Annotated in this window: 21 protein-coding genes; 9 read left to right on the plus strand and 12 right to left on the minus strand. The window is 61.0% G+C overall.

The genetic code is table 11. The features are described from left to right. The first annotated feature begins 12 nt into the window (after positions 1-12). From tssC to A3M7_RS0139140, 7 genes are all read left to right on the plus strand, one after another. Positions 13-1,515, plus strand: a complete 1,503-nt coding sequence (gene tssC / locus A3M7_RS0139110; protein ID WP_027548754.1) for a type VI secretion system contractile sheath large subunit — start codon at positions 13-15, stop codon at positions 1,513-1,515. Positions 1,516-1,565: 50 nt separating this feature from the next. After that, entirely contained in the window at positions 1,566-2,051 is a 486-nt protein-coding gene (locus tag A3M7_RS0139115; protein ID WP_011086373.1) for a type VI secretion system tube protein Hcp, read from the plus strand. A 174-nt stretch (positions 2,052-2,225) separates the two neighbouring features. Then, positions 2,226-2,774: a type VI secretion system baseplate subunit TssE gene (gene tssE / locus A3M7_RS0139120; RefSeq protein ID WP_027548755.1), complete on the plus strand. Its 549-nt coding sequence runs from the start codon at positions 2,226-2,228 to the stop codon at positions 2,772-2,774. 1 nt (position 2,775) lies between these two features. After that, on the plus strand, positions 2,776-4,743 hold the full coding sequence (gene tssF / locus A3M7_RS0139125) for a type VI secretion system baseplate subunit TssF (RefSeq protein ID WP_027548756.1): 1,968 nt from the start codon (positions 2,776-2,778) through the stop codon (positions 4,741-4,743). Further along, positions 4,707-5,771, plus strand: coding sequence for a type VI secretion system baseplate subunit TssG (gene tssG, locus A3M7_RS0139130; RefSeq protein WP_027548757.1), 1,065 nt, complete (start codon positions 4,707-4,709; stop codon positions 5,769-5,771). Before tssF ends, tssG begins: the two co-directional genes overlap by 37 nt. 97 nt (positions 5,772-5,868) lie before the next feature. Beyond that, the gene (gene tssH / locus A3M7_RS0139135; protein ID WP_027548758.1) at positions 5,869-8,508 is read left to right on the plus strand and encodes a type VI secretion system ATPase TssH; all 2,640 of its coding nucleotides are present in this window, start codon (positions 5,869-5,871) and stop codon (positions 8,506-8,508) included. Positions 8,509-8,513: 5 nt separating this feature from the next. Then, a complete protein-coding gene (locus A3M7_RS0139140) occupies positions 8,514-10,100 on the plus strand; it encodes a class I SAM-dependent methyltransferase (RefSeq protein WP_049823969.1) in 1,587 nt (528 codons plus the stop codon). A gap of 88 nt (positions 10,101-10,188) precedes the next feature. On the opposite strand, the gene A3M7_RS0139145 is transcribed toward A3M7_RS0139140, so the two are convergent. After that, positions 10,189-10,884: a hypothetical protein gene (locus tag A3M7_RS0139145; protein WP_245284424.1), complete on the minus strand. Its 696-nt coding sequence runs from the start codon at positions 10,882-10,884 to the stop codon at positions 10,189-10,191. Between the two features lie 135 nt (positions 10,885-11,019). Here A3M7_RS0139145 and A3M7_RS0139150 point away from each other — a divergent pair, with 135 nt between their 5' ends. Both A3M7_RS0139150 and A3M7_RS0139155 read left to right on the plus strand, forming a co-directional pair. After that, positions 11,020-11,898, plus strand: a complete 879-nt coding sequence (locus A3M7_RS0139150) for a hypothetical protein (protein ID WP_027548761.1) — start codon at positions 11,020-11,022, stop codon at positions 11,896-11,898. Positions 11,899-12,108: 210 nt separating this feature from the next. Next, the gene (locus A3M7_RS0139155; protein WP_245284425.1) at positions 12,109-13,107 is read left to right on the plus strand and encodes a hypothetical protein; all 999 of its coding nucleotides are present in this window, start codon (positions 12,109-12,111) and stop codon (positions 13,105-13,107) included. A 430-nt stretch (positions 13,108-13,537) separates the two neighbouring features. Here A3M7_RS0139155 and dhaK read toward each other — a convergent pair whose 3' ends face one another. The 11 genes from dhaK to A3M7_RS0139210 are packed head-to-tail and all read right to left on the minus strand — an operon-like array spanning position 13,538 to position 22,131. After that, the gene (gene dhaK / locus A3M7_RS0139160; protein WP_027548763.1) at positions 13,538-14,527 is read right to left on the minus strand and encodes a dihydroxyacetone kinase subunit DhaK; all 990 of its coding nucleotides are present in this window, start codon (positions 14,525-14,527) and stop codon (positions 13,538-13,540) included. Between the two features lie 39 nt (positions 14,528-14,566). After that, positions 14,567-14,992: a hypothetical protein gene (locus tag A3M7_RS0139165; protein ID WP_027548764.1), complete on the minus strand. Its 426-nt coding sequence runs from the start codon at positions 14,990-14,992 to the stop codon at positions 14,567-14,569. Next, the gene (gene ptsP, locus A3M7_RS0139170) at positions 14,989-16,587 is read right to left on the minus strand and encodes a phosphoenolpyruvate--protein phosphotransferase (RefSeq protein ID WP_027548765.1); all 1,599 of its coding nucleotides are present in this window, start codon (positions 16,585-16,587) and stop codon (positions 14,989-14,991) included. Before ptsP ends, A3M7_RS0139165 begins: the two co-directional genes overlap by 4 nt. Before the next feature lie 5 nt (positions 16,588-16,592). Continuing rightward, positions 16,593-16,907, minus strand: a complete 315-nt coding sequence (locus A3M7_RS0139175; protein WP_027548766.1) for an HPr family phosphocarrier protein — start codon at positions 16,905-16,907, stop codon at positions 16,593-16,595. After that, a complete protein-coding gene (gene dhaM, locus A3M7_RS0139180; RefSeq protein WP_027548767.1) occupies positions 16,900-17,301 on the minus strand; it encodes a dihydroxyacetone kinase phosphoryl donor subunit DhaM in 402 nt (133 codons plus the stop codon). Before dhaM ends, A3M7_RS0139175 begins: the two co-directional genes overlap by 8 nt. After that, entirely contained in the window at positions 17,298-17,912 is a 615-nt protein-coding gene (dhaL, locus tag A3M7_RS0139185) for a dihydroxyacetone kinase subunit DhaL (protein WP_027548768.1), read from the minus strand. Before dhaL ends, dhaM begins: the two co-directional genes overlap by 4 nt. After that, positions 17,909-18,916, minus strand: coding sequence for an ABC transporter ATP-binding protein (locus A3M7_RS0139190; protein ID WP_027548769.1), 1,008 nt, complete (start codon positions 18,914-18,916; stop codon positions 17,909-17,911). Before A3M7_RS0139190 ends, dhaL begins: the two co-directional genes overlap by 4 nt. Beyond that, the gene (locus A3M7_RS0139195; protein WP_027548770.1) at positions 18,909-20,006 is read right to left on the minus strand and encodes an ABC transporter ATP-binding protein; all 1,098 of its coding nucleotides are present in this window, start codon (positions 20,004-20,006) and stop codon (positions 18,909-18,911) included. Before A3M7_RS0139195 ends, A3M7_RS0139190 begins: the two co-directional genes overlap by 8 nt. Before the next feature lie 6 nt (positions 20,007-20,012). Further along, positions 20,013-20,225: a hypothetical protein gene (locus tag A3M7_RS0139200; RefSeq protein ID WP_049823970.1), complete on the minus strand. Its 213-nt coding sequence runs from the start codon at positions 20,223-20,225 to the stop codon at positions 20,013-20,015. Beyond that, positions 20,222-21,175 (minus strand): carbohydrate ABC transporter permease, encoded by a 954-nt coding sequence (locus tag A3M7_RS0139205; RefSeq protein ID WP_027548772.1) that lies wholly within the window; start codon positions 21,173-21,175, stop codon positions 20,222-20,224. Before A3M7_RS0139205 ends, A3M7_RS0139200 begins: the two co-directional genes overlap by 4 nt. After that, a complete protein-coding gene (locus A3M7_RS0139210) occupies positions 21,172-22,131 on the minus strand; it encodes a carbohydrate ABC transporter permease (protein WP_014492573.1) in 960 nt (319 codons plus the stop codon). Before A3M7_RS0139210 ends, A3M7_RS0139205 begins: the two co-directional genes overlap by 4 nt. Positions 22,132-22,227 lie beyond the last annotated feature (96 nt).

The following is a 22,227-nucleotide window of genomic DNA, read 5'->3' on the forward strand; positions in this document are numbered from 1 at the left end:
GGAATGGGGACCATGGCAAAAGAAGCTGTTCACAAAGAGAGCACCACCCAGGTCAAGACCGTCGAAGCTGACGAGTTTGCCACTCTGCTGAAGCAAAGCTTCAAACCGCGCACTGAACGCGCAGCGACCGAAGTCGAAAACGCGGTATCCACGCTCGTTCAAGAGGCGTTGAAGGACACGAGCGTCATCAAGTCGGACGTCCTCGACACCATCGAGGAGATGATCGCGCGGATCGACCAGAAGCTGACCGCGCAAATGAACGAAATTCTTCACACACCTGAGTTCCAGGCAATCGAAAGTGCTTGGCGCGGCCTCCACTACCTCGTCTTCAATTCCGAGACCGACGCCAACCTCAAGATCCGGGTGATGAACGTCTCCAAGACCGAGTTGTATCGGAATCTGCGGCTTTACCCCGATGCGCGCTGGGACCAGAGTCCCCTGTTCAAGCAGATCTACGAGTATGAATTCGGCCAGCTGGGCGGCGAGCCGTTCGGCTGCCTGATCGGTGACTACTATTTCAGCCACCTCCCGACCGACGTACAGTTGCTCCGCGATCTCAGCAAGATCGCCGGCGCCGCGCACGCTCCCTTCTTCAGCGGCGCCGAGCCGACGCTGATGGGAATGGACTCTTGGACCGAGCTGTCCAACCCTCGCGACATCGGTAAGGTGTTCGACACGCCGGAATATGCCGCATGGAAGGGGCTGCGCGATCAGGACGACTCGCGCTATCTCGGCCTGTGCATGCCCCGCGCGCTCGGCCGCCTCCCCTACGGCGCGAAATCGGAGCCCGTGGAAGAATTCGCCTTCGAAGAGGAGACGGACGGACACACCGGCGACAAATACGGCTGGATCAACGCCGCCTACGCAATGGCGGTCAACATCAACCGCGCCTTCAAGGAATTTGGCTGGTGCACGCGCATCCGCGGCGTGCAGTCCGGTGGCGAAGTCATCAACCTGCCGACGCACACATTCCCGACCGATGACGGCGGCGTCGACCTGAAATGCCCGACCGAGATCGCCATCAGTGATCGCCGCGAGCACGAACTTGCAAAGGCGGGCCTCATCCCGCTGATCCATCGCAAGAACACCGACAAGGCCGCCTTCATCGGCGCCCAGTCACTCTACAAGCCGAAGAAGTACTTCGGCGAAAAGGGCGTGGATGCCACCGCGTCCGACAACTTGTCGTCACGACTACCTTACATGTTCGCAGTGTCCCGCTTTGCCCACTATCTGAAGTGCATGGTTCGCGACAAGATCGGATCCATGAAGGAGAAGGATGAGCTGACGATCTGGCTGCAAACCTGGATCAACGAATACGTTGATGCCAACCCAGCCCTCTCGTCAGAAGCTCAGAAAGCGCGCAAGCCGCTGGCCGCTGCGAAGGTTGAAGTCATCGCAAACGAGGAGAACCCGGGATATTACAACGCGCGCTTCTTTCTTCGTCCACACTTTCAATTGGAGGCGATGGACGTCGGCCTCAGTCTGGTTTCACGCCTGCCCGGCCCCGGTTCCTGACGCCGCGACATCGCAACCGTAAACATGCAGAAATTTGAGAGGACTACGCTATGGCTGTCGACATCTTCTTGAAACTCGATCCGATCAAGGGCGAGTCGCTGGACGACAAGCACAAGGACGAAATCGATATTTTGAGCTGGTCTTTCGGCGAGAGCCAGTCAGGCACTTTCCACAGCGGTTCGGGCGGCGGCGCCGGCAAGGTCAGCGTCCAGGATCTCCACTTTACACACTTCGTCGACAAGGCCACGCCGGAGCTTTTCAAGGTCTGCGCGAACGGCAAGCACATTGATACGGCGATCCTCACCGTCCGCAAAGCGGGTGAAAATCCGCTGGAGTATCTCAAGATCGAGATGAAGCACATCCTAGTCACCAGCGTATCGACGGGCGGATCGCACGGTGAAGATCGCCTCACCGAAAACGTGAGTCTGAACTTCGCGAAGGTCAAGATGACCTACAAGACCCAGACGGAAAAAGGCGGCGCTGGAGCTGCGCCGGTGTTTGGCTGGGACGTTCCCGCCAACAAGGAATGGGCCTGATTGTCGGCCCTACCTGGCGCCGGTTGCGATAAGCGCGAACCGGCGCCAGGCGACGCAATTGCGGTCGTACGTCTTTGTGGGCCCGACCGCCTGTCGAGGCGACATCATCTTGGAGACCAGCTGATGCGCCGCGGAATAGAATAGCGAGTCGGGCGGCCATCTTGGGGACCGTAAATGACTATTGCTCCAAAGAGGGACCGGCTTTCTCCTCCATTGATGCTGGCCTTTCGCTCGGCTCATGAAGCACGCGATGCGCGCAAGAAGCTCAATCTGCGCGATGAGTTCGGTGAGCGGATCATTGCCGGGCGGCGCAGCGCAGGCCGCTTTCCGATCTCGGAAACGTTGTTGCGGCGGGAGGTCTCCCATGACCTTGAAACGCTCCTCAATACCATTGCTCTGGAATCGACCCTGGATCTGAGCGGGCGGGATAGGGTTCGAACCTCGATCCTGAACTATGGCTTCCCCGATATCGCCCACCGTTCGATCGACGAGGTTACGGACGACGAACTCACCGACGCCCTGCGCGAGACGCTAACAACCTACGAACCAAGGCTCGATCGCAAGACGATCCGGGTCCGCCGCGACGGCTCCGTCGGTCCCGAGCAGCTCAAACTGCGCTTCATCGTTCATGCCGACCTTAAGGCCGAGCCGCTCAACGTCCCCGTGGAATTTATCGCCGACGTCGACCTCGACAGCGGCGATATCCAGATCAATCGACTTTAGCATGAATCGCGAATTCCTCGATTTCTACAATCGTGAACTGTCATTGCTGTACGAGCAGGCGGGAGATTTCGCCGAAGAATATCCTGGCATCGCGGAGCGCCTCGGCGGCCTCATCCGGGACCGCTCGGACCCGATGATCACAGGACTGCTGGAAGGCGCCGCGTTTCTTGCCGCCCGCGTTCAGCTCAAGCTCAAGCACGAGTTTCCGGAATTCACTGCAAATCTGCTTGAGCAGCTGGTACCGAACTATCTTGCGCCGACACCATCGGCCATGCTGGTCACCGCACGGCCACCCTATGCCGACCCGGCGCTGCGCGACGGCAGAAAGATCGCGCGCGGCGCCTATTTCGACGCGACCTACCGCGAGAGAGAACGAAGCCTTTCCTGCCGATTTCGACTTTGCCGCGACATCGTGCTCTGGCCGTTCGACGTCACCAGCGCAGAGTATTTCTCGACAGCGGGCACTCTGCAGGCGCTCGGGATCCCGGTCGGCGGCGACGTCATCGCCGGGCTGAGGCTGTCGCTGACCCATCGTAGTGCGGCCCGGCTTGACGAGGAGCTGTCGGACGCAGAAGCCCGGACCAAGCCGGAAACCTGGTTTGCAGGCTGCCGCGTGAGCGAACTTCCGATCTATCTGTCAGGCGCGGAATCCGACGCCATCGCGCTTTACGAGCAATTGATCTCGAATTGCAGGGGAGTCTACTTCCGGCATCTCGACGACTTCGGCGATCCGGTGGTGACTCGTGCCCCCCATGACTGCGTGCAGCAAATCGGCTTCGACGAAAACGAGTCACTGTTTCCCAACGACAACCGGATCTTTCGCGGCTCGGAGCTGCTGCGAGAATATTTCATGTTTCCACGCAAGTTCCTCGGCATAAACCTGACGGGACTACGCAGCGTGATGTCGCGACTGCGCAGCAAATCGATCGATATTGTCTTCGCATTCGATGAACACAATTCGCGGCTGGCCGCCTCGGTGCGCCCCGAGACCTTCAGGCTCTATACTGCGCCGGCGATCAATCTGTTCGAGAAAACGAGCGATCGCATTCCCGTCAAGTCGAATACTTACGAGTACCATGTGGTGCCAGATCGCAGCCGCTATCTGGAATACGAACCGCACCAGGTGCTCGAGGTCTACGCGCACCTGCCGGCAGAGAAGGATAAACGGCCCGTGCGCCCGCTCTATTCGGCCGCCGTCGACCGGACCAGCGGATCGGTCGACGGGCTTTATTTTACCGTCCGCCGCTTACCTCGGCGCCGCACAGTGGAAGAGAAGACATACGGTTCTTCCTCCGACTACACCGGAACGGACATGTTCCTCTCACTGCTCGAGCCCGGTGAATTGAGCGGCCAAGGCTCCGTCGCCGAACTGAGCGTCCGGGCTCTCTGCTCCAATCGCCATCTCACCGAGCACCTACCGGTCGGCCAAGGTGGCGCCGACTTTCGTCTGCTTGACGATACCTCCCTTGATTTGATGTGCGTCGCAGGTCCCACGCCACCACGCGAGCCGGTGATCGCCCAACTGCGCAGCCGCAGCGAAATCGCCAACATTGGGATTGTCAGCTGGCGGCTTATCAATATGCTCAGCCTCAACTATCTTGGCCTCGTCGAACGCGGTGGCGGCAAGAACGCCGGAGCGCTGCGCGAGATGCTGTCCTTGTTCGCCGATCAGTTCGACGACGCCACGGAGCGCAAGATCCGCGGCGTGCGCAGCATAGAGAGCCGACCTGTCGTGCGGCGCGTGCGCGAGCGCACGGGTAGCGGCGCCGCACGGGGCCTGGAGATTACCGTTACGCTCGACGAGAAGGCATTTGAGGGCAGCGGCGTGTTTCTGCTCGGGGCAGTGCTGGAGCGCTTCTTCGCCGACTATTCGGGCTTCAACACCTTCACTCAGACGGTCATCTCGACGCCGGAGCGCGGCGAGATCATGCGGTGGCCACCGCGCATGGGCACGCGGAGACCGCTATGACGCTGATCGACCAGATGAAGGCCGAGCCCTGGCGCTTCGATTTCTTCCATACGTTACGCCAGTTCGAGCGCGCCAACCCGGATCGACCGCGGATCGGCGACAGTGCTGCGCGTCGCGACGAATATATCGACCTCGGCCAGGTGCCTTATCTGGAGTTCCCCGCCTCGAACCTCGCGGCGGTGGACGACCAGGGTGGCCGGCTCAAGATACTCGTCAAATTTCTCGGCCTCCTCGGCCCGCAGGGCGCCCTGCCCCTTGCCACCACCGATGAAAGCCTCAGCTGGTGGCTGATGCGGGATGACGCCTTCCCCCGCTTTCTAGACCTCCTCAACGGACGCTTCCTGCAACTCTTCTTTCGTGCCTGGGCCGACGCGCGCCCGATCGCGCAGCATGACCGCCCGGCGGACGATCGCTTCATTGCCTATGTCGGCTCCTTCGCCGGCTTGGGCTCCGATGTTTTCGCCGATCGCGATGCGGTTCCGGACATGGCGAAGCTCAGCTTCGCTGGACTGGTCGCGCCCAGGGCGAAGTGTGCGTCACGGTTGACGCGGTTCCTGCAAGGACTGTTCGACGTCAAAGTCGAGATCGACGAATTCGTCGGCACCTGGCTCTCATTCGACCCAAGTCACTGCAGCCGGCTCGGCGGAACGCATGCGAGGCTCGGCCAGGACGCCCTTCTCGGCTCGCGTGTGTTCAGCGTCGAGGACAAGATCAGAGTTCGGGTCTTTGTCAGAACTTTTGCTCAGTACGAACAATTCCTGCCGACCGAAACACCCAACCTGTCGGCGCCACTGGCCGACGCCGTTTTCTTCTATATCGGCGACGAATTGGAACGGGAGGTCGAGCTCGCCATTCCTGCGGGAGAGGTCGTACCGGTCAGGCTGGGACAGAGTGGACGACTTGGATGGACCACCTGGGTCTCGCCGAACTGGACTTCGACGGAAGAATATCGCCGCGATGCCCGCTTTCAGCTCGGCGAACGATTGAGAGCCCGCCGGAGTGCCGCAGCCAATGCCGCGGCGGTTTGAACCTATCCATCGCGCTGATCGCCTAATGCTATGGAATTCGAAGCAATTTCTGCGTGATGGCACGCATCCGCGGAGGAATTGAGCAGGAGGAGCCGCCGTGACCGACATCAGCATTGAAGCTGTAACGGGCAAGCTGAACCGGGCCGGCTATGATGCCTTCATACAGGCCCTGCGCCACGCAAAGAGCGCCGGCAATCGCAACGTCGAGCTTGCGCACTGGCTGTTTCATATCCTGCAGCAGGAACGCAACGATCTCAGCCTCTCGGTCGATCATTACAAGCTCGACCGGGCACGCTTGTTGTCGGACCTTGCCGGCGTGATCAATGGCTTTCGTAAGAACGAAACCGACATGCCGGGCGTCGCCATTTCGGTCATCGATCTGCTCGATCGGGGCTGGCATTATGCCACGCTCTTCTTTGGCGAGACCCAGATCCGTACCGGTCATCTGCTTGTGGCAGGCCTGAAATCGAACGATATTCGTCGCACGCTGAACAACCTCTCGCAGGAATTTTCCAAGGTCAACGTCGACGCACTGGCCGCGGAGCGCCGCGCCGTCTGGGCCGGCTCCGATGAGGAGACCATGCGGCCGATGGACGGTTCGGGCCTGGTCGGCGCCGGCACGGAAGGCGCGGCCCAAGCGGGTCCCAAGGGGACGACGCCGCTCGACCGGTTCTCCCAGGATCTCACCGCCAAGGCCAAATCGGGCGAGATGGATCCGATCCTTGGCCGGGACGAAGAAATCCGCCAACTGATCGACGTGTTGATGCGTCGGCGGCAGAACAATCCAATCCTCACCGGCGAGGCTGGCGTCGGCAAGACCGCAGTTGTCGAGGGATTCGCGCAGCGTATCGCCGCCGGCGACGTGCCGCCACCGCTCCGCGGTGTAAGGCTTTGTGCGCTCGACATCGGCCTGATGCAGGCCGGTGCCTCCATGAAGGGTGAGTTTGAGCAGCGCTTGCGGTCGGTGATCGACGAGGTCCAGAGCTCACCCACCCCCATCATCCTGTTCATCGATGAAGCCCACACACTGATCGGCGCCGGCGGCGCGGCCGGCACCGGTGATGCAGCCAATCTCCTGAAACCTCCCCTTGCGCGTGGCACGCTGCGCACAATCGCCGCCACCACATGGGCAGAATATCGCCAGTATATCGAGAAAGATCCCGCGCTCACACGACGCTTCCAGCCGATCCAGATCGATGAACCCGACGTGGAGACCTGCTGTATCATGCTGCGCGGACTCCTCGGTCCGATGGAAAAGCACCACGGCGTTCGTATCTCGGATGCAGCGATCGTCGCAGCGGTCAACCTGTCCCACCGCTACATTCCTTCACGGCAGTTGCCGGACAAGGCGGTCAGCCTGCTTGACACTGCCTCGGCACGCGTGGCCATCAGCCAGAGCGCGACGCCGGCCCTGATCGAGGATGCACGCGTTGCAATTGCCGCTCGTGAAGCTGAGAGATCAGCGCTCGTCAGCGACGGCGATCTTGGGATTGAGGAGAGCGACCGCATCACGGCGATCGACAACGACATCGCGGCACTGAAGGACAAGCTGACAAACCTCGAATCCGATTGGGCCACAGAGCAGGAGCTCGTCAAGGACATCCGGAGCATTCGGGAGATCCTGTCAGGGCCCAAGGAAGGCGAAGATCCGGCCGTCAGCCGCGCGGAGCTGCGCGCCAAGTTCGACACACTTGAGAGCATCAATCCGGAAAAGCGGATGGTCTATGCCCATGTGGACCAGCAGTCGGTTGCGTCCGTTGTCTCTGATTGGACTGGCATCCCGGTCGGCCGGATGATGCGCGACGAGATCGAAACCGTGCTGAAGCTACCGGAGATCCTCAACCGCCGCGTCGTTGGACAGTCCCATGGGCTGACGATGATCGCCAAGCGAATTGAGACCAGCCGCGCCAAGCTTGACAACCCGTCGAAACCGATCGGCGTGTTCATGCTGGCTGGTCCGTCCGGAGTGGGCAAGACCGAAACCGCCCTGGCGCTTGCCGAGACTCTTTACGGTGGCGAGCAGAACATGATCACGATTAACATGTCGGAGTTCCAGGAGGCGCACACCGTCTCGACCTTGAAGGGAGCGCCTCCCGGCTATGTGGGCTATGGAGAAGGTGGACGCCTCACCGAGGCTGTCCGGCGCAAGCCCTATAGCGTCATTCTGCTCGACGAGGTGGAGAAAGCTCATCCCGACGTCCACGAGATCTTCTTTCAGGTGTTCGACAAGGGAACCATGGAGGACGGCAACGGGCGGCGGATCGACTTCAAGAACACGTTGATCATCCTGACCACCAACGTCGGCACCGATCTGATCATGGGCCTCTCGCGAGATCCAAGGTATCGCAGCGAGCCGGAAGAGCTCGCCAAGATGCTGAGGCCGGAATTGCTGAAGGTGTTTCCTGCAGCGCTGCTCGGACGCATCGTCTCGATACCGTACTTCCCGCTATCCGACGAAATGCTCGCCGGGATCGCTCGGTTGCAGCTCGACCGGATCGGACGACGCCTCCGTGACAACCATAACGCGGCCTTCAGCTACGATGACGCCGTCGTGGAGCACATTGTGTCACGTTGCAACGATCCGGACTCCGGCGGGCGAATGATTGACAACATCATCACCAACACCCTGCTCCCGGAGCTGTCGCGCGAATTCCTCAGCAAGTCGCTTGCCAAGGAGGAAGTCAAGCAAGCGCGGGTCTCGATCGAGAACGACAAGTTCGCATATTCGTGGAATTGAGGACGATGAACATTCAAGCCGAGCATCGCCACCCGAGCACCGGTCCCACGCCATACGACGAGGTCTACTACCCTGGCCACGTCTACGGGCTCACTCATCCGAACCATCTCGCTACCATTGCTGCCGTCTACGGCATGCAGGCGGCTCCGGTCGAGCGTTGTCGGGTGCTCGAGCTTGGCTGCGGCGTTGGCGGCAACCTGTTGCCGATGGCCTTTCAATATCCAAACAGCGAATTCGTCGGTGTCGACCTGAGCGGCGTGACTATCGAGCGCGGCCAGCGAAATATCGCCACATTGGGCCTGAGCAATATCAAGCTCCTCCATTGCGACATCATGAACGTCGACGCGAGCTTCGGGCAGTTCGACTACATCATCGCACACGGCGTGTATTCCTGGGTGCCGCCGGCGGTGCGTGAGAAGATGATGATGATCTTCAAGCAGAACCTGGCTCCACGCGGGGTCTGCTACGTCAGCTACAACGCGCACCCGTTCTCGCATCTTCGCGACATGGTCCGCGACATGATGCGGTATCACACCCGCCGTCTCACCGACATGAAGGGGAAGGTAGGACAGGCCCGCGCGATCTTGAAGTTCCTGAGCGACGGCTCGAAGGCCAACTCGGTGCACGGCGCAGTTATGCGCGACCAGTACAACCGCGTCCTCAAGTCCCCCGACGAACTTTTATTTCACGACGATCTCGATGATGGCGCCGAGGCCTTCCTGCTGCATGAGGTTGCCGAAGACGCAAGCCGCCACGGCTTGCAATATCTGAGCGACGCTGATTTCTCACGACGCTATCTTGCCGGCTATTCCGAGGAGGTTCGCGCGACGCTGCAGCGCTTCCCGGAGAGCGAGTTCATGGCGCGCGATCAATATCAGGACTTCATCGACGGCAACGGCTTTCGGCGCACCTTGCTCTGCCACGACAGCATTTCGCTATCCCGCCAGATCGACTTAGATTTCGTCACCAGGTTCCATTTGCTGAGCACGACCAACCCGGTTGACCCCGGCGCCTGCGTGATCGACGATTCCGCGATGGAATTCGAAAACCAGGACGGCAGCAGGGTCACGGTAACCAATCCGCTCTTGAAGGCTGCGTATCTATGTCTCGGCCGGGCCTGGCCGCGCGCATTATCATTTGGCGAGTTGCTCGATGGCGCCCGCGCGCTGCTGGGCGGCCGACACGCGGATGATGACGAAAAAGTGCTGACGGAGGCAATGTTCATCCTGGCTTGCAGCGGCGAGGTTTCGTTCCTGCTCTCGCGCCCATTTCTGTTGAAGGAAGCTTCCGAGCATCCGCAGGCGAGCCTGCTCGCACGAAGACAAGCGCAAACAGGTCCGCTCGTCACCAACCTCCTCCACCAGACGGTACAGTTGGAGGACGACCGGACCAGGGATTTCCTGCAATTGCTCGACGGTGCGCGGACTATCGATCAGATCACGGCCGAAATGACCGAAAGATTCGGCCCGACCATCCAGGTAGACCAGAAGGATAGTGCCGGGAAGCCTGCCGATCCGTTGTTGCTGTCAACGCGAGAAAGCGTTCGACGCTCGCTTGCGATGGTCGGCAAGCTGGGCCTGCTGGTCGCATGACGCGCTCAAGTGCGTCGGCTCCGTTGGCGATGAACGGCAGGAGTTGGAAGCTCCTGCCATTTCCTGAAACGGATGCGGCCCCGGCACTCTAGCCGTCGTGGGTATATTGCTGGCCGAGGAGCCATCCCGTGAGAATACCGCCTGGTCCGCTCGTATAGACCGGATCAAAGCCAACACCTGCGCGCAGCATCTTCCATTCATGCTCGCCGACCCAGGGAATCCCGGGATCGCCCTTCTGATACTGGGACAGGAGCGTTCGGGCGACCTCTGCGGCATTGGCGTAGATCGGCCCGTTGGCCCAGCGAGGGCGGGGCAGGCCTGTCATGCGGCAATAGAGCGCCGTGCAAACGTACGCAGACGCCTCTTCCGCATTGGCATCAAGGCCGGTACGCAGCAGATCATATGCCGCATGCAGGCTTTCGTGGACGATATAGGCCTCGTCCAGCCGCCCCGTCGCCGACACGACCTCCAGCGTGTTCGCCGCAACCGCTGTGCCGTCCGCCCTGGTCCTCGCGACATCGTTGTATTGCGCAGCAACGCCTGCCGCGAGATCCGTCGGAGGTCTGACGGTGACCTGCCCCAACCGGATAGCGCGGGCGACGTGATGGAACGTTTGCGGCGCAATGGTCACATGGCTGCCGCGGATCGGAAACCGGAACCGCATGCGTGCGACCGCCGGGCCATTGAGTACGTCTAACACCCTGCTCCGCAGTGACATTTGATCGTCCTCGTTGTTCACACTACCCCACGGATGGTGGTCGCCGTTTCCGATCGGCAGGTTCAAACAGTCACTGCGCTGGCGCGACAGGAATTCGAATGACCTGGGCCGGGCGGCAGCTTGACCGAACGAGCCGGCATTGAACCCGAGCCCGTTCGGGTGAGACCAATCTGAGGGGAGGATTGGCTCGGAGGGCGTTCCATGACGACGACTGATCCGACGACGACCGACACTTACCGGAAGATCGCGGCGCGATTGACCATGCTTCGGCCGCAGATCGATTTGAAGAATTACTTTGCCGGCCCCAACCCGGATGTGCGCCTTTATGACGAGAAGCCCTACATCCGACACCAACTCGAGAAGTATGGTGTTGCTGCCGCGACGACCACGCTCGACGGCGTCACCTTCCTGCCCAAGGACTGGGAAGAGCTGATCAAGAAGCTGCGCATTGCCAAGACGACCGACGGATTCGACGCCTTCGCCGAAGGGCAAAGCCCGGAGAAAGCGTCGCATTGGGCCCTCGATCTGTCGATGGCGGCAACGATCGGCAAGGGGTTTCGGGAGATCTGGCGCCCAAAGCTGTCGGACAGGCCGCTCTCAACGCGGGATCTCCCGGGCCGCCACGGCTTCGGGCTCGGGCGCGACCGCGGACAATGGAGCGACGCCTACAGCTCGCAATTCGGCAAGGACCCGCAGCCCCAGGACATCACCTCGCTGCATTTCGCCGTAGCGCCTGATCGGGTGAACGTGCACATCGACGAAACGGGCTTCGTGTTCGAGGGCGTGGACGGTGCGCTTACGGTCGGGCCGAACTTCGTGCATCACGCCGGCAATGAACTGTTCTGGAAGAGCAACAAGCATATACCGCAATGGGCCGCAGAGCACATCGATCTGATCCTGCCGAACAGCGCGAACGACTTTTCGCGCCTGGGCATTTCGGTCGACATGTACCAACGCAAAGACTTGCGCGTTACGGTCACCGGCTCCTGCGGAATTTTCGGCGGCTTCGAGTGCTCGGGAACGGTGAGCATCAGCGGAACGCATGATCTGCTTGGTTCGAAGTCAAAAGGCCGGCGCTAAAGCGGACATTGCTCGTTCGACATTGCTCCGTGTCTACGCCTCCAAGCTACGAATGAGGCTCCTCGATTTGCCACTGCCAGTTCGTGGCCCGAATGAATGGAACTATCGAACCGCCTCGAGATAGCGGCAACCAGGATATTGGTGGCGAGAACGCACAGTTCCGCAGGAACCAGCAGGGGAGGTCTCACATTGCCGAACCAGGAAAGGCCCTTGAAGCCTGTCGTCGAAAGCTATGTACCGCCAGCAGGAATCCGGCATGCGGTGACGGCAGGCGAGACCTGGATATCCCTCGCCAAGCGGATCGGCATCGACCCCTGGGACCTCATCGAGTTCAATTTTCCGGGCATAAAGCTCGTCAAACAGCGCGATTTCCAACAAGCCACACGGCAGGTGAACTGGTACCTGGCCGAGTATGTAGGCTGCCGCGCGATGTCGCCCGACCGCCAGAATTTTGCGTTTTCTTCCGGTACGACCGGCGGGAAAGGTGGATGGCGAGGGGGATTCATCTATCTGCCGCCAGGTACGCCGCCTCCCCCGCCGATTGCGCCCACTCCACCGGTTGCGCCCACCCCAGCGGCTCCGACCCCGCCGGACTGTGAAGGAAGCCGACCCGACTTCGCGCGCGTGCTGGACGTCAGCGAACGGGATTTCGCGCGCAACGTCTTTGGCCCGACGTTGCCGCCGTGGGAGACAATCGCGATTACCAATGGCCTGGGAGCAGGCGGAAGACCGTGGACGAACGATGGACCGTTCTTTAGAGGAAGCAATCCCATGGTGCCGAGCATGCGGTATGCCATCAATCTCGGCAATGTCGCGTTCAGTAACCTGGCATCGCCTAGCCCCACCTTCGGCCTCTTGTGCGACAACTTCGGTCGCATTTGCGACCTCTTCGTGCACGAAATGACCCACGTGTGGCAGGCGTTCAACGATTCAAACTGGACGATGGCGCGCTCCTTCTGGGCGCAGACGGTCGGTGCCGGCTACGACTACACGCCCGGGGATAGCTGGGACTCATACAACGTCGAACAACAGGCACACATCGTCGAAGATTGGCACAAGTACAAGATCAGTTCTCCGATGCTTGCCGAAGAACGGTATCCGTATGTCCGGCTCGTGATCCGCTCTGGACGCCTCACTTTTCCTCGCGGGCTGGATCTGGTGGCATTGAAAAAGGACCTTCAAGATCTGCGCGCAAGGCACCTGGACTAGAATCCGCTGCAAAGGAGTGGTCGGGATTCTACTTAATGATGCACCAACACGCCGACCGACATTCGCTGACGGTTGCGACCTGACAGGTAGGCCCTAAGGGTAGTTCCCAGCGATTAGCTTTTGCGTGGCGCGGCCCCAATCCGTAGTTGCAGCGCTGAAATCGCGTGCCGTCACCTCGGCCGACGACGATCGGCAGTGATTGCGCAAGAATGGAAGCGAAAGAGCAGTAGAGGTTGGTGCAGTGAACTGCTCGCGGGCATCGCGACGACAACGTCAAGGAAATCGCATTAATTTGGAGTGGCTGCCGTGCTGTTCGCGTCGAAGTCGGCGTGGACGCCGCCGAAGCCCGCTGCGCGATCTTGCGGACCCCGGCGGTGTGAAAGCGACGGGTCTTCGCCTGCAACAGAACCACTTCGTCACGACGCCGATATCAGGCTCCCCACCGCAGAGCCGCGGTATGCACCGGGGCATCCCACAATTTTGCGGCGTCGTTATCGAGTACAGATACGGTGATCGAGACGCCGGCCATGTCTAGCGATGTGACGTAGGGACCGGTCAGGAACCGCGTTGCCGCTATTCCTGCGCGATCCAAGATCCGCTTGGCGGCATTGACCATCAGATAGAGCTCGATCAAAGGCGTCGCGCCGAACCCATTGACGAGAAGCAGCACTTCGCTGCCTCTGCTGGGCCCAAGATCCTTCAGAATTGACTCGACCAGCTCAGCGGCGATCGCATCCGCGGAAGCCAACGGCACCCTGCGACGGCCAGGTTCACCGTGAATGCCGACGCCCATCTCCATCTCATCGTCGGCCAAAGCAAAATTTGGCCGTCCGGCCGCTGGCACGGTACATGGCAGCAGTGCGACCCCCATCGATCGCGTACGCCGATTGACATCGTCACCGAGCGTCTTGAGCGCGGCAAGAGGCATACCCGTCTCGGCCGCGGCGCCGACCATTTTTTCCACGATCAACGTTCCAGCGACACCGCGACGACCGGTCGTGTAGGTCGACTTTTCGACCGCCACGTCGTCGTTCGTCACCACGCTTGCCACTTCTCGGCCGGCCATCTCGGCTGCCATGGTGAAATTCATCACGTCGCCTTCGTAGTTCTTGACGACGAACAGCACGCCTGCGCCGGTATCAACGGCCTCCGCGGCCTCGATCATCTGGTCAGGTGTCGGCGAGGTGAAGACCTGGCCGGGGCAAGCCGCGTCAAGCATGCCGAGGCCGACAAAGCCCGCGTGCAGCGGCTCATGTCCCGAACCGCCTCCCGAAATCAGCGCGACCTTGCCTGGCTTCAGAGCCCGACGACGCACAAATTTGCGCTCGGGGCCAAGCACCAGCAGATCCGCGTGCGCTGCGGCTAGACCGTCAAGGCTTTCTTCGAGCACCGTATCTGCGCTGTTGATCAGCTTTTTCATGAGCGTTCTCCCAGTCCGGTCCAAAGTTCAATTCAATGGCTAACCGACGCTTTCTGCAAAGCGCGCGAGCTGCGCGGCGAAATCCACGATGAGCTGCTCGAGCGCACGATTCTTCTTGTCGTCACCAAGTTCAGGAACGGTCACCGTAATGACACGCGTGCGTGCTTCGCGGTGGGGTGCGCGCAGTCTTCCGGGGTGCGCGCGGCCATACGCATCGAGAAATGCCGCACGCTCGGCGCTGGACGGATGGCAGACGTCGAAGATGACCGTGACATGCTTCGCAGGGATCGGCACCAGATAAGCCGGATTCGTGATTTGACTCACGAAAGAGCGATTCTTGCCCAGCGCCGCCGCAAGCTTCAGGCGCGTCCCCGAGGGCCGATTGTCGAGTACCTTTCGCAGGATTATCTTGTATTCTGCGACATTCTTGTCACCGGGCGTGTCCTTGCCGACATCGTCCTTCATGAACTCACCTTTGCGATTGCGGCCTTGAGCCGTGCGACGGCAATCGGCGACACCGAGAGAGTTGTCAATCCGGTGGCGAGCAGCGCCGCCGTCAGGTGGGTGTTGGCCGCGGCGTCGCCACAGAGCGAAACCTCGACGCCACGCTTTAGCCCGGCCTCGACGGTCGCGGCTATCAGAGCCAGCACAGCTGGATTGCTGGTATCATTGAGGTCAGCGACTGCGCCGATGTCGCGCGCCGCCGCCATCGTGTACTGGGTTAGATCGTTCGAACCGATGGAATAGAATGCAGCGCCAAAATCCGCTGCACAGAGCGCCGCCGCTGGAACCTCGACCATAATGCCGAGCGGCGGGCGAGCGCAGGCAACTCCTTTCGCTTGGAGGGCTGTGAACTCCGCCTCAAGCATTTCGTTCGCGCGGTCCAATTCCGACGGGACCGCTACCATGGGCAACATCACTTTCAGGGTGCCATGGACAGCCGCACGGCAGAGCGCGCGGAGTTGCATGCGAAACACCTCCGGCCGCGCGAGCGAGAGGCGGATACCGCGGAGGCCGAGAAATGGATTGCTCTCACCTTCGACTGTCAACCCGGGAACCTGCTTGTCTCCGCCTGCATCCAAGGTCCGGATCGTCACCGGCTTATCTTGAGCCCAGACGAGAATGTCTCGATAGACCCTGTATTGCGTTTCCTCGTCCGGCAGGCCGTGAGCCGCCTCGAACAGGAATTCCGTGCGTACAAGGCCGATGCCGTCGCAAATTGCGGGATCAAGGTTTGCAAGGTCTTCAGGCCCGGCGACATTGAGCAGAACCGTTATCCGCCGACCATTGGCGACGAAGGCAGGCGCAAGGCTGGTCGCCTCGGCGACAGCCAGCTCGGCCTTCGCAGCCGCCATACGCAGCTCAAAGAGACGGATGGTCTCCGGCTCCGGATCGAAGATGACCCTTCCGGCGTCGCCGTCTACCAGCGCCAAGACCGGCGGCTGTCCGTGCCACGCCAACGGACCTAATCCAACGACCATCGGCGCCCCGCGCGCGCGCGCCAACATCGCGACATGCGAGGAAGGTGAGCCACTGGCCAGCGCGATCGCGCCGCCTTGCGACCAGTCAGTCGCAAGAAAGGTCGAAGGCGTGATATCTTCAGCCGCAACAATCGAACCGCCCGCGATTCCGGCGACAGCCTCCACACCGCCCAGATGCGCAAGCACGCGATCGCGGATGTCAACGATATCAACGGCGCGGGCACGGAAATATTCATCTTCAGCCGCGCGATAGCCGGCGATCTCTAGGTCGAGTGCCCGGCGCCAGGCATGGTCGGCAGTGATCCCGATCGCGATAAGTTCATATGCCGTGTCTGTTAGCGCATCGTCCTCCAGCATGGCGGCCTGGAACTCCAGAATGTCTGCCGCCTCACTCTGAATCGTCTTGATCTGCTCGGCGAGTTCCGCCCTCGCCCCCTCAATCGCCGACCGCAGCGCTGCAGCCTCCTGCTCCGGATCCTCGCTCGCCATTCGCCCGGCCACGGCCGCAGTCAGCACGGCGACCGGCCCGAACGCGAGGCCCGGCGATGCGGCACGGCCGATAAGTTGGATCTCTGCCACTGCTGTTAAGCCTCACCGAAACCGTCATGCACAAGCGCAAGCACGGCAGCAAGCGCCACCTCTCCGTCCGGTCCGGTGACCCGGAAATGCAGCGTCGCCCCCTGCGGAGCTTTTACACGCATCACCTTCACCGGACTCTTGGCATCGGTCCAAGGCCCGTCTCCAGAGAGGGCGAGTTCGATCTTTGCGGCAAACCTCTTCGCACACTGCGTGAGCTTGACCGACGGCCGCGCATGAAGACCGACCTTGTTGACGAGAACCGCCGAGGCGGTCAGCGGCACCGACGTCTCACCTGCCCGGCTGGCGTGGGCATCATGCATAGAATTCCTCCGCGCTACGCTTGACGGCTGCGAGCGATGAGCCACCCGAGGATTCCGTCGCTGCAATCACCGCTCCTTCGACCACCGGAGCATTGCAGACGACGACGCGCGCCCTCCGATCTTCGGCTAACATTTCCACTGCCATCTCGGAATTTGTCTCCGCTCCACCGAGATCAACGAGCACAGCCACACCTGATGGGGACCACGCCGCCTCGATCGCCTCCAGGATTCCAGCAACATTCGTGCCGAGCCCTCCATCGACATCGCCGCCGGTCCAGGCGAGCGGCACCGCATTGCCCACCATCTGACGCACCATATCGGCCGCGCCTTCCGCAATCTTGGGCGAATGTGAAACGATGACGATTCCGACATTACCGCGATCTTGACTGTTCATAACCTTGCCTCGAATTCCAATACTTTGGCTGCAGCGCCGATCAACAGGGACACTGAGCGCGAACCGGGGTCCATGTGACCAATCGAACGTTCGCCGAGAAAAGAAGCCCTGCCGCGAATGGCGAGCATAGGCGTCGTGCGATCGGCCGCCTGCGCTGCCTCCATCGCAATCGCCCGCGCATCGCCACCCGCGGCCAACACCGCTTGCACCGGCACCAGCACGTCGAGCAGGGTCTTCTGTCCTGCTTCTGAGCGTCCGCGTGCCTTCACGGCGTTAATCGCCATATCCGCGGCCGCGACGAACTCTGCACGTGTCGGCTGCTCCGGAAGCGCCTTGCCCAGCTCCATGAAGAAAGTCCCGACCAGTGGCCCAGAGGCCCCGCCGACCTTCATGACCAGCGTCATTCCGATCGACTTCAGCATTTCCGGCAGTGCTTTGTCCGCAAGGCCAGGCAAGGTCGCGAGCACGGCTTCGAAGCCGCGCTTCATGTTCAACCCATGATCGCCGTCACCGATCGCCTGATCGAGGCCGGTCAGCTCGTCGGCGTGCTGGATCACCGCTTCCGCAAGCGCTCGCACCAGCTCTTCCCTGGAGGCCCGCTCGAGACTCATGCTGCGACCCTCCTGCCGGCCGCGTCGAAGAACAGCGGCCTGTTGAGGCGTAGTGACACCACGTCGCCGACATCTAATGTGGTCTCAGACTCCGCCAACGTCACAACGGGTTGGCCACCGAGATCCAGGTGCAAATGACTCTGGTCGCCGAGATGCTCGACCCGCGTGACGGTTGCCGACACGTCTCCGCCATTGCGTGTGATAGCCAGGTGCTCGGTACGCGCCCCGATGGTCTTGGCGTTCGACGGAGCCCCCGCAAACAGACCGGCCGGCAGCAGGTTGATCATCGGCTGGCCGAGCCGGGCAGCGACATAGGTGTTGACCGGGTTCTCGTAAATCTCGCGCGGCGTTCCGATCTGCATCAATCGCCCGGCCTCCATCACGCCGATGCGCGATGCCATGGTCATAGCCTCGGTTTGATCGTGGGTGACGTAGAGGATCGTCGCGCCGAGATCGATCTGGATGCGCTTAAGCTCCAGGCGCATTTCACCGCGCAGCTTGGCATCGAGCGAAGAAAGCGGCTCGTCCATCAGGTAGATCGAGGGCGAGCGCACCAGAGCGCGGCCAATCGCAACGCGCTGCATCTGCCCGCCCGACAATTGGGTCGCCTTGCTGTGGAGCTTGGCTTCGATATGGAGAAGACGCGCAACCTGTTCGACCTTTGCGCGAATTTCGGCCTCCGGCAGCCGGCGAGTCGGCGCGCGTAGCGCAAAGGCCATGTTCTCGAACACGGTCAGATGCGGGTACAACGAATATTGCTGGAATACGAAGGCGACGTCGCGATCCGCCGGCGCATCACTGGTCACATCGCGTCCGTCGATGCGGACCGAACCGCTGTCGGGCGCCTCTAATCCGGCGACGAGACGCAGCGTCGTCGTCTTGCCGGCGCCGGTCGGCCCCAGCAACGCAACGAATTCGCCGTCTCCAATGGTGAGGGACAGATCGACGACGGCTTGCGTCTTGCCAAACGCCTTGGAGACCGCCCCGATCTCGACTTCAGCCATGCTCGCCTCCCTCGTACAATGCGGTGCGTATTGCCCGTCCCGACCCCTGGTCGAAGAGCGACAACGTATCGGGCCGAAAATCGAGCCCGACATTCACCCCAATCTGAAAGGGCATGCTGGCGGGCGAGCGAGCCTTGAGAGCGCCGTAAGACGTCGTCACCGTCACGATCTGCGTCGTGCCGAGATATTCCGAACCATAGATCTCGCCCCGCACCACGCCGCTATCGGAAAACCGCACATGCTCGGGTCTGACGCCCAGGACAAGGTCGCTCTCCACCAACGCCTCGCGTGCGGTGGGTATCGCAACTTCGCGATCCCCGAGCCGGATCGCCTGCGCCCCGGCTTGCAGGCTGCCGCGAAACGGCAGGAAATTCATCGCTGGAGAACCGATGAAGTCGGCGACGAAGAGCGAAACAGGCCGGTCATAAATGTCGCGCGGACTCGCAATCTGCTCGACCACGCCGTTGTTCATCACTGCAATCAGGTCCGCCATTGCCATGGCTTCCAGTTGATCATGCGTGACGTAAACGGTCGTCGCGCCAAGCCGGTCATGCAGCGCGCGCAATTCCTGGATCATCGCCTCGCGCATTTCGGTATCGAGCGCTCCGAGCGGCTCGTCCATCAGGAAGCACTTCGGCTTGCGGACGATCGCCCGCCCAAGCGCGACGCGCTGACGGTCGCCGCCGGTGAGGGTCGAAACCGACCGATCAAGAAGATGGGAGATACGCAGGATCCGAGCCGCCTCCACCACGCGCCGGTCGCGCTCCGCAGCTCCAATCCCCTCGCATTTGAGCGGAAAGCCGATATTGCGCCGGACATTCATGTGCGGATAGAGCGCAAATAGCTGAAAGACGAAGGCGATATCTCGCGCGGAGGCACGGTTCATCGTCACGTCCTCACCGTCGACGCTGATCGTGCCGGATGTCGGCAATTCCAGTCCTGCAATCATCCGCAGCGTTGTCGTCTTGCCGCACCCGGAAGGCCCAAGAAGACAAAGGAACTGTCCGTCATCCACCGTAAAGCTCGCGCCCTTGACTGCGTGAAACTCTCCAAAGGATTTATTGAGCGCTTCGACCCTGATCTGTGCCATCGAGCGCTACTCCCGGACCTTCGAGACGATCGTGAACATCACCGTCCCAAAGAGAGTGACCACGAAAGACCAGGAATAAAGCGTTAGAGAAAACGGCTGCATCAGCATGACCACGCCTGCAGCAATGATTGCCGTCGCGATGGCCTCTAGCGGACCGCGCCGCAACATTCTGCTCGTCGGGCTGACGTGCGGCATTGACGTGTTCACATCAAGGTTCATTTGCGGACGGCCCCAAAGGTAATGCCGCGCAGGAGATGCTTGCGGAGCAGCACCGTAAACACGACGATCGGCACAAGGAAGATCGTCGTACCGGCGGCTACTGCGGGCCAATCCTGACCGCCCTCGCCGATGATGATCGGAATGAAAGGGGGCGCGGTCTGGGCGTTGCCAGAGGTCAGGAGGACCGCAAAGGCGTATTCGTTCCAGGCAAAAATCAGGCAGAAGATTGCCGTTGCGGCAATCCCGGTCGTTGCCTGCGGGAGAACCACCTTCACGAAAGCCTGGAAGCGCGTATAGCCATCGATCATTGCCGCTTCTTCGTATTCGCGCGGGATTTCGTCGATGAAGCCCTTGAGAAGCCAGACGGCGAGTGAGACGTTCACCGAAGTGTAGAGCAGGATCATCCCGAGACGGGTATCCGATAACCCGACAGTCCGGTACATCAGGTAGATCGGGATCGCGACCGCGATTGGCGGCATCATTCTGGTCGATAGAATGAAGAACAGGAGGTCGTCCTTGAGAGGCACGCGGAAGCGCGAAAAGCCATAAGCCGAGAGCGTACCGAGCGCGACGGCAAGCACCGTCGAGCCAAAGGCGATGATCAGCGAGTTGATGAAGCGCGGCACATAGTTCGACGGCCCGGCGACAACCATGTTGCGGCTGCGCGCGATATTGTCACAAAGCCCCTGCGGTGGCCCCAGCGTCTGGATAAACTCCTGGGTCTGGCGCGAGCGCGTTGTGAAGACGTTGCAATAGCCTTCAAGGGAGGGCTTGAAGAAGACCTTCGGCGGATAGGAGATCGCATCGTCAGGCGACTTGAACGAGGTGAGCACGATCCATATCAGCGGAACCATCGTTATGATGGCATAGAGTATGACGAGCAGGCCGGCAAAGCGGCGAGTGCCGGTCGACGGTTCGACGACTGAGTGGGCTGCGTTTGACGCGCTCATCGGCTTTTCACCCGGTTCAGCGCCTTGACGTAGATGTTGGCAAGGCCAAACACTGTCACGAACAGAATGATCGCGAAGGCCGAAGAATAGCCGGTTCGCCAGCTCTCAAAGGCTGCGCGCTTCAGTGTGATCGAAGCGACTTCCGTGGTCGAGCCCGGCCCTCCACCGGTCAGGAGGTTGACCATGTCGAACATCTTGAAATTCTCGATCCCGCGAAAGAGCACCGCGAGCATGATGAACGGCAGAGCCATCGGCAGCGTGATCGACCAGAACTGCCGCCAATTCGACGCGCGGTCGACCTCCGCTGCCTCATAAATGTAATCCGGGATCGACCGCAGCCCTGCCAGGCAAATCAGCATCACGTAAGGCGTCCACATCCAGGCGTCGACGATGACGATGGCCCACGGACTGAGGGTCACGTCTCCCAGCATCTGGAACGACGACGCGCCGCGCCCCGTGAAGAAGGCGACCACGTAGTTGAACAGCCCGATCTGCGGCTGATAGAGGAAGGTCCAGAAATTGCCGACAACCGCGGGTGAGAGCATCATCGGCAATAGAATGATCGTGGTCCACAGGCCATGGCCACGGAATTTCTTGTCGATCAGGAATGCAAGGCCGAATCCGAGCACCGTCTCGATCAGCACGGTCCAAACCACGAAATGCGCCGTGACCTGCATCGCCGCCCAGATATCCGGATCGGTCAGGATCGACTGGTACCAATCGGTCCCCAGCCATAACGTCGGCGCGTTCGGCCGATTGGCGCGGTAGTTGGTAAAGGACAGGTAGATCGTCCATACCAGCGGGAAGATATTGATCGCCAGCAGCAGCACGATCGTCGGAGTGATGAAGAGCCATGCGAGCGCCTGGTCCGAAAGGCCGCGGATACGACGTATCACGCCTGGTCGGATCGGGACGGCCCGGTAGGTGATCTGCGACGAGGTGCTTAAATCGTTCATGGCCTTGGTCAATCCTGGCGTCGCGATTGTCGTCTATGCGACGCCTGCGGGTTCTACCGAAGAGAGCCTGGAGCGCGCTCGGCGTGCGCTCCAGGC

The sequence above is a fragment of the Bradyrhizobium sp. WSM2254 genome (assembly GCF_000472645.1).
GTDB classification, from domain to species: domain Bacteria; phylum Pseudomonadota; class Alphaproteobacteria; order Rhizobiales; family Xanthobacteraceae; genus Bradyrhizobium; species Bradyrhizobium niftali.

Excerpts from the sequence above, each read along its gene's own strand:
- dhaM (WP_027548767.1), bottom strand. The coding sequence starts at position 17,301 with ATGAACAGTCAAGATCGCGGTAATGTCGGAATCGTCATCGTTTCACAT.
- A3M7_RS0139190 (WP_027548769.1), bottom strand. The coding sequence starts at position 18,916 with ATGGCTGAAGTCGAGATCGGGGCGGTCTCCAAGGCGTTTGGCAAGACG.
- dhaK (WP_027548763.1), bottom strand. The coding sequence starts at position 14,527 with ATGAAAAAGCTGATCAACAGCGCAGATACGGTGCTCGAAGAAAGCCTT.
- A3M7_RS0139195 (WP_027548770.1), bottom strand. The coding sequence starts at position 20,006 with ATGGCACAGATCAGGGTCGAAGCGCTCAATAAATCCTTTGGAGAGTTT.
- A3M7_RS0139175 (WP_027548766.1), bottom strand. The coding sequence starts at position 16,907 with ATGCATGATGCCCACGCCAGCCGGGCAGGTGAGACGTCGGTGCCGCTG.
- tssF (WP_027548756.1), top strand. The coding sequence starts at position 2,776 with ATGAATCGCGAATTCCTCGATTTCTACAATCGTGAACTGTCATTGCTG.
- A3M7_RS0139165 (WP_027548764.1), bottom strand. The coding sequence starts at position 14,992 with ATGAAGGACGATGTCGGCAAGGACACGCCCGGTGACAAGAATGTCGCA.
- dhaL (WP_027548768.1), bottom strand. The coding sequence starts at position 17,912 with ATGAGTCTCGAGCGGGCCTCCAGGGAAGAGCTGGTGCGAGCGCTTGCG.
- tssE (WP_027548755.1), top strand. The coding sequence starts at position 2,226 with ATGACTATTGCTCCAAAGAGGGACCGGCTTTCTCCTCCATTGATGCTG.
- tssC (WP_027548754.1), top strand. The coding sequence starts at position 13 with ATGGCAAAAGAAGCTGTTCACAAAGAGAGCACCACCCAGGTCAAGACC.
- A3M7_RS0139140 (WP_049823969.1), top strand. The coding sequence starts at position 8,514 with ATGAACATTCAAGCCGAGCATCGCCACCCGAGCACCGGTCCCACGCCA.
- A3M7_RS0139210 (WP_014492573.1), bottom strand. The coding sequence starts at position 22,131 with ATGAACGATTTAAGCACCTCGTCGCAGATCACCTACCGGGCCGTCCCG.
- A3M7_RS0139115 (WP_011086373.1), top strand. The coding sequence starts at position 1,566 with ATGGCTGTCGACATCTTCTTGAAACTCGATCCGATCAAGGGCGAGTCG.
- A3M7_RS0139200 (WP_049823970.1), bottom strand. The coding sequence starts at position 20,225 with ATGAACCTTGATGTGAACACGTCAATGCCGCACGTCAGCCCGACGAGC.
- A3M7_RS0139205 (WP_027548772.1), bottom strand. The coding sequence starts at position 21,175 with ATGAGCGCGTCAAACGCAGCCCACTCAGTCGTCGAACCGTCGACCGGC.
- A3M7_RS0139150 (WP_027548761.1), top strand. The coding sequence starts at position 11,020 with ATGACGACGACTGATCCGACGACGACCGACACTTACCGGAAGATCGCG.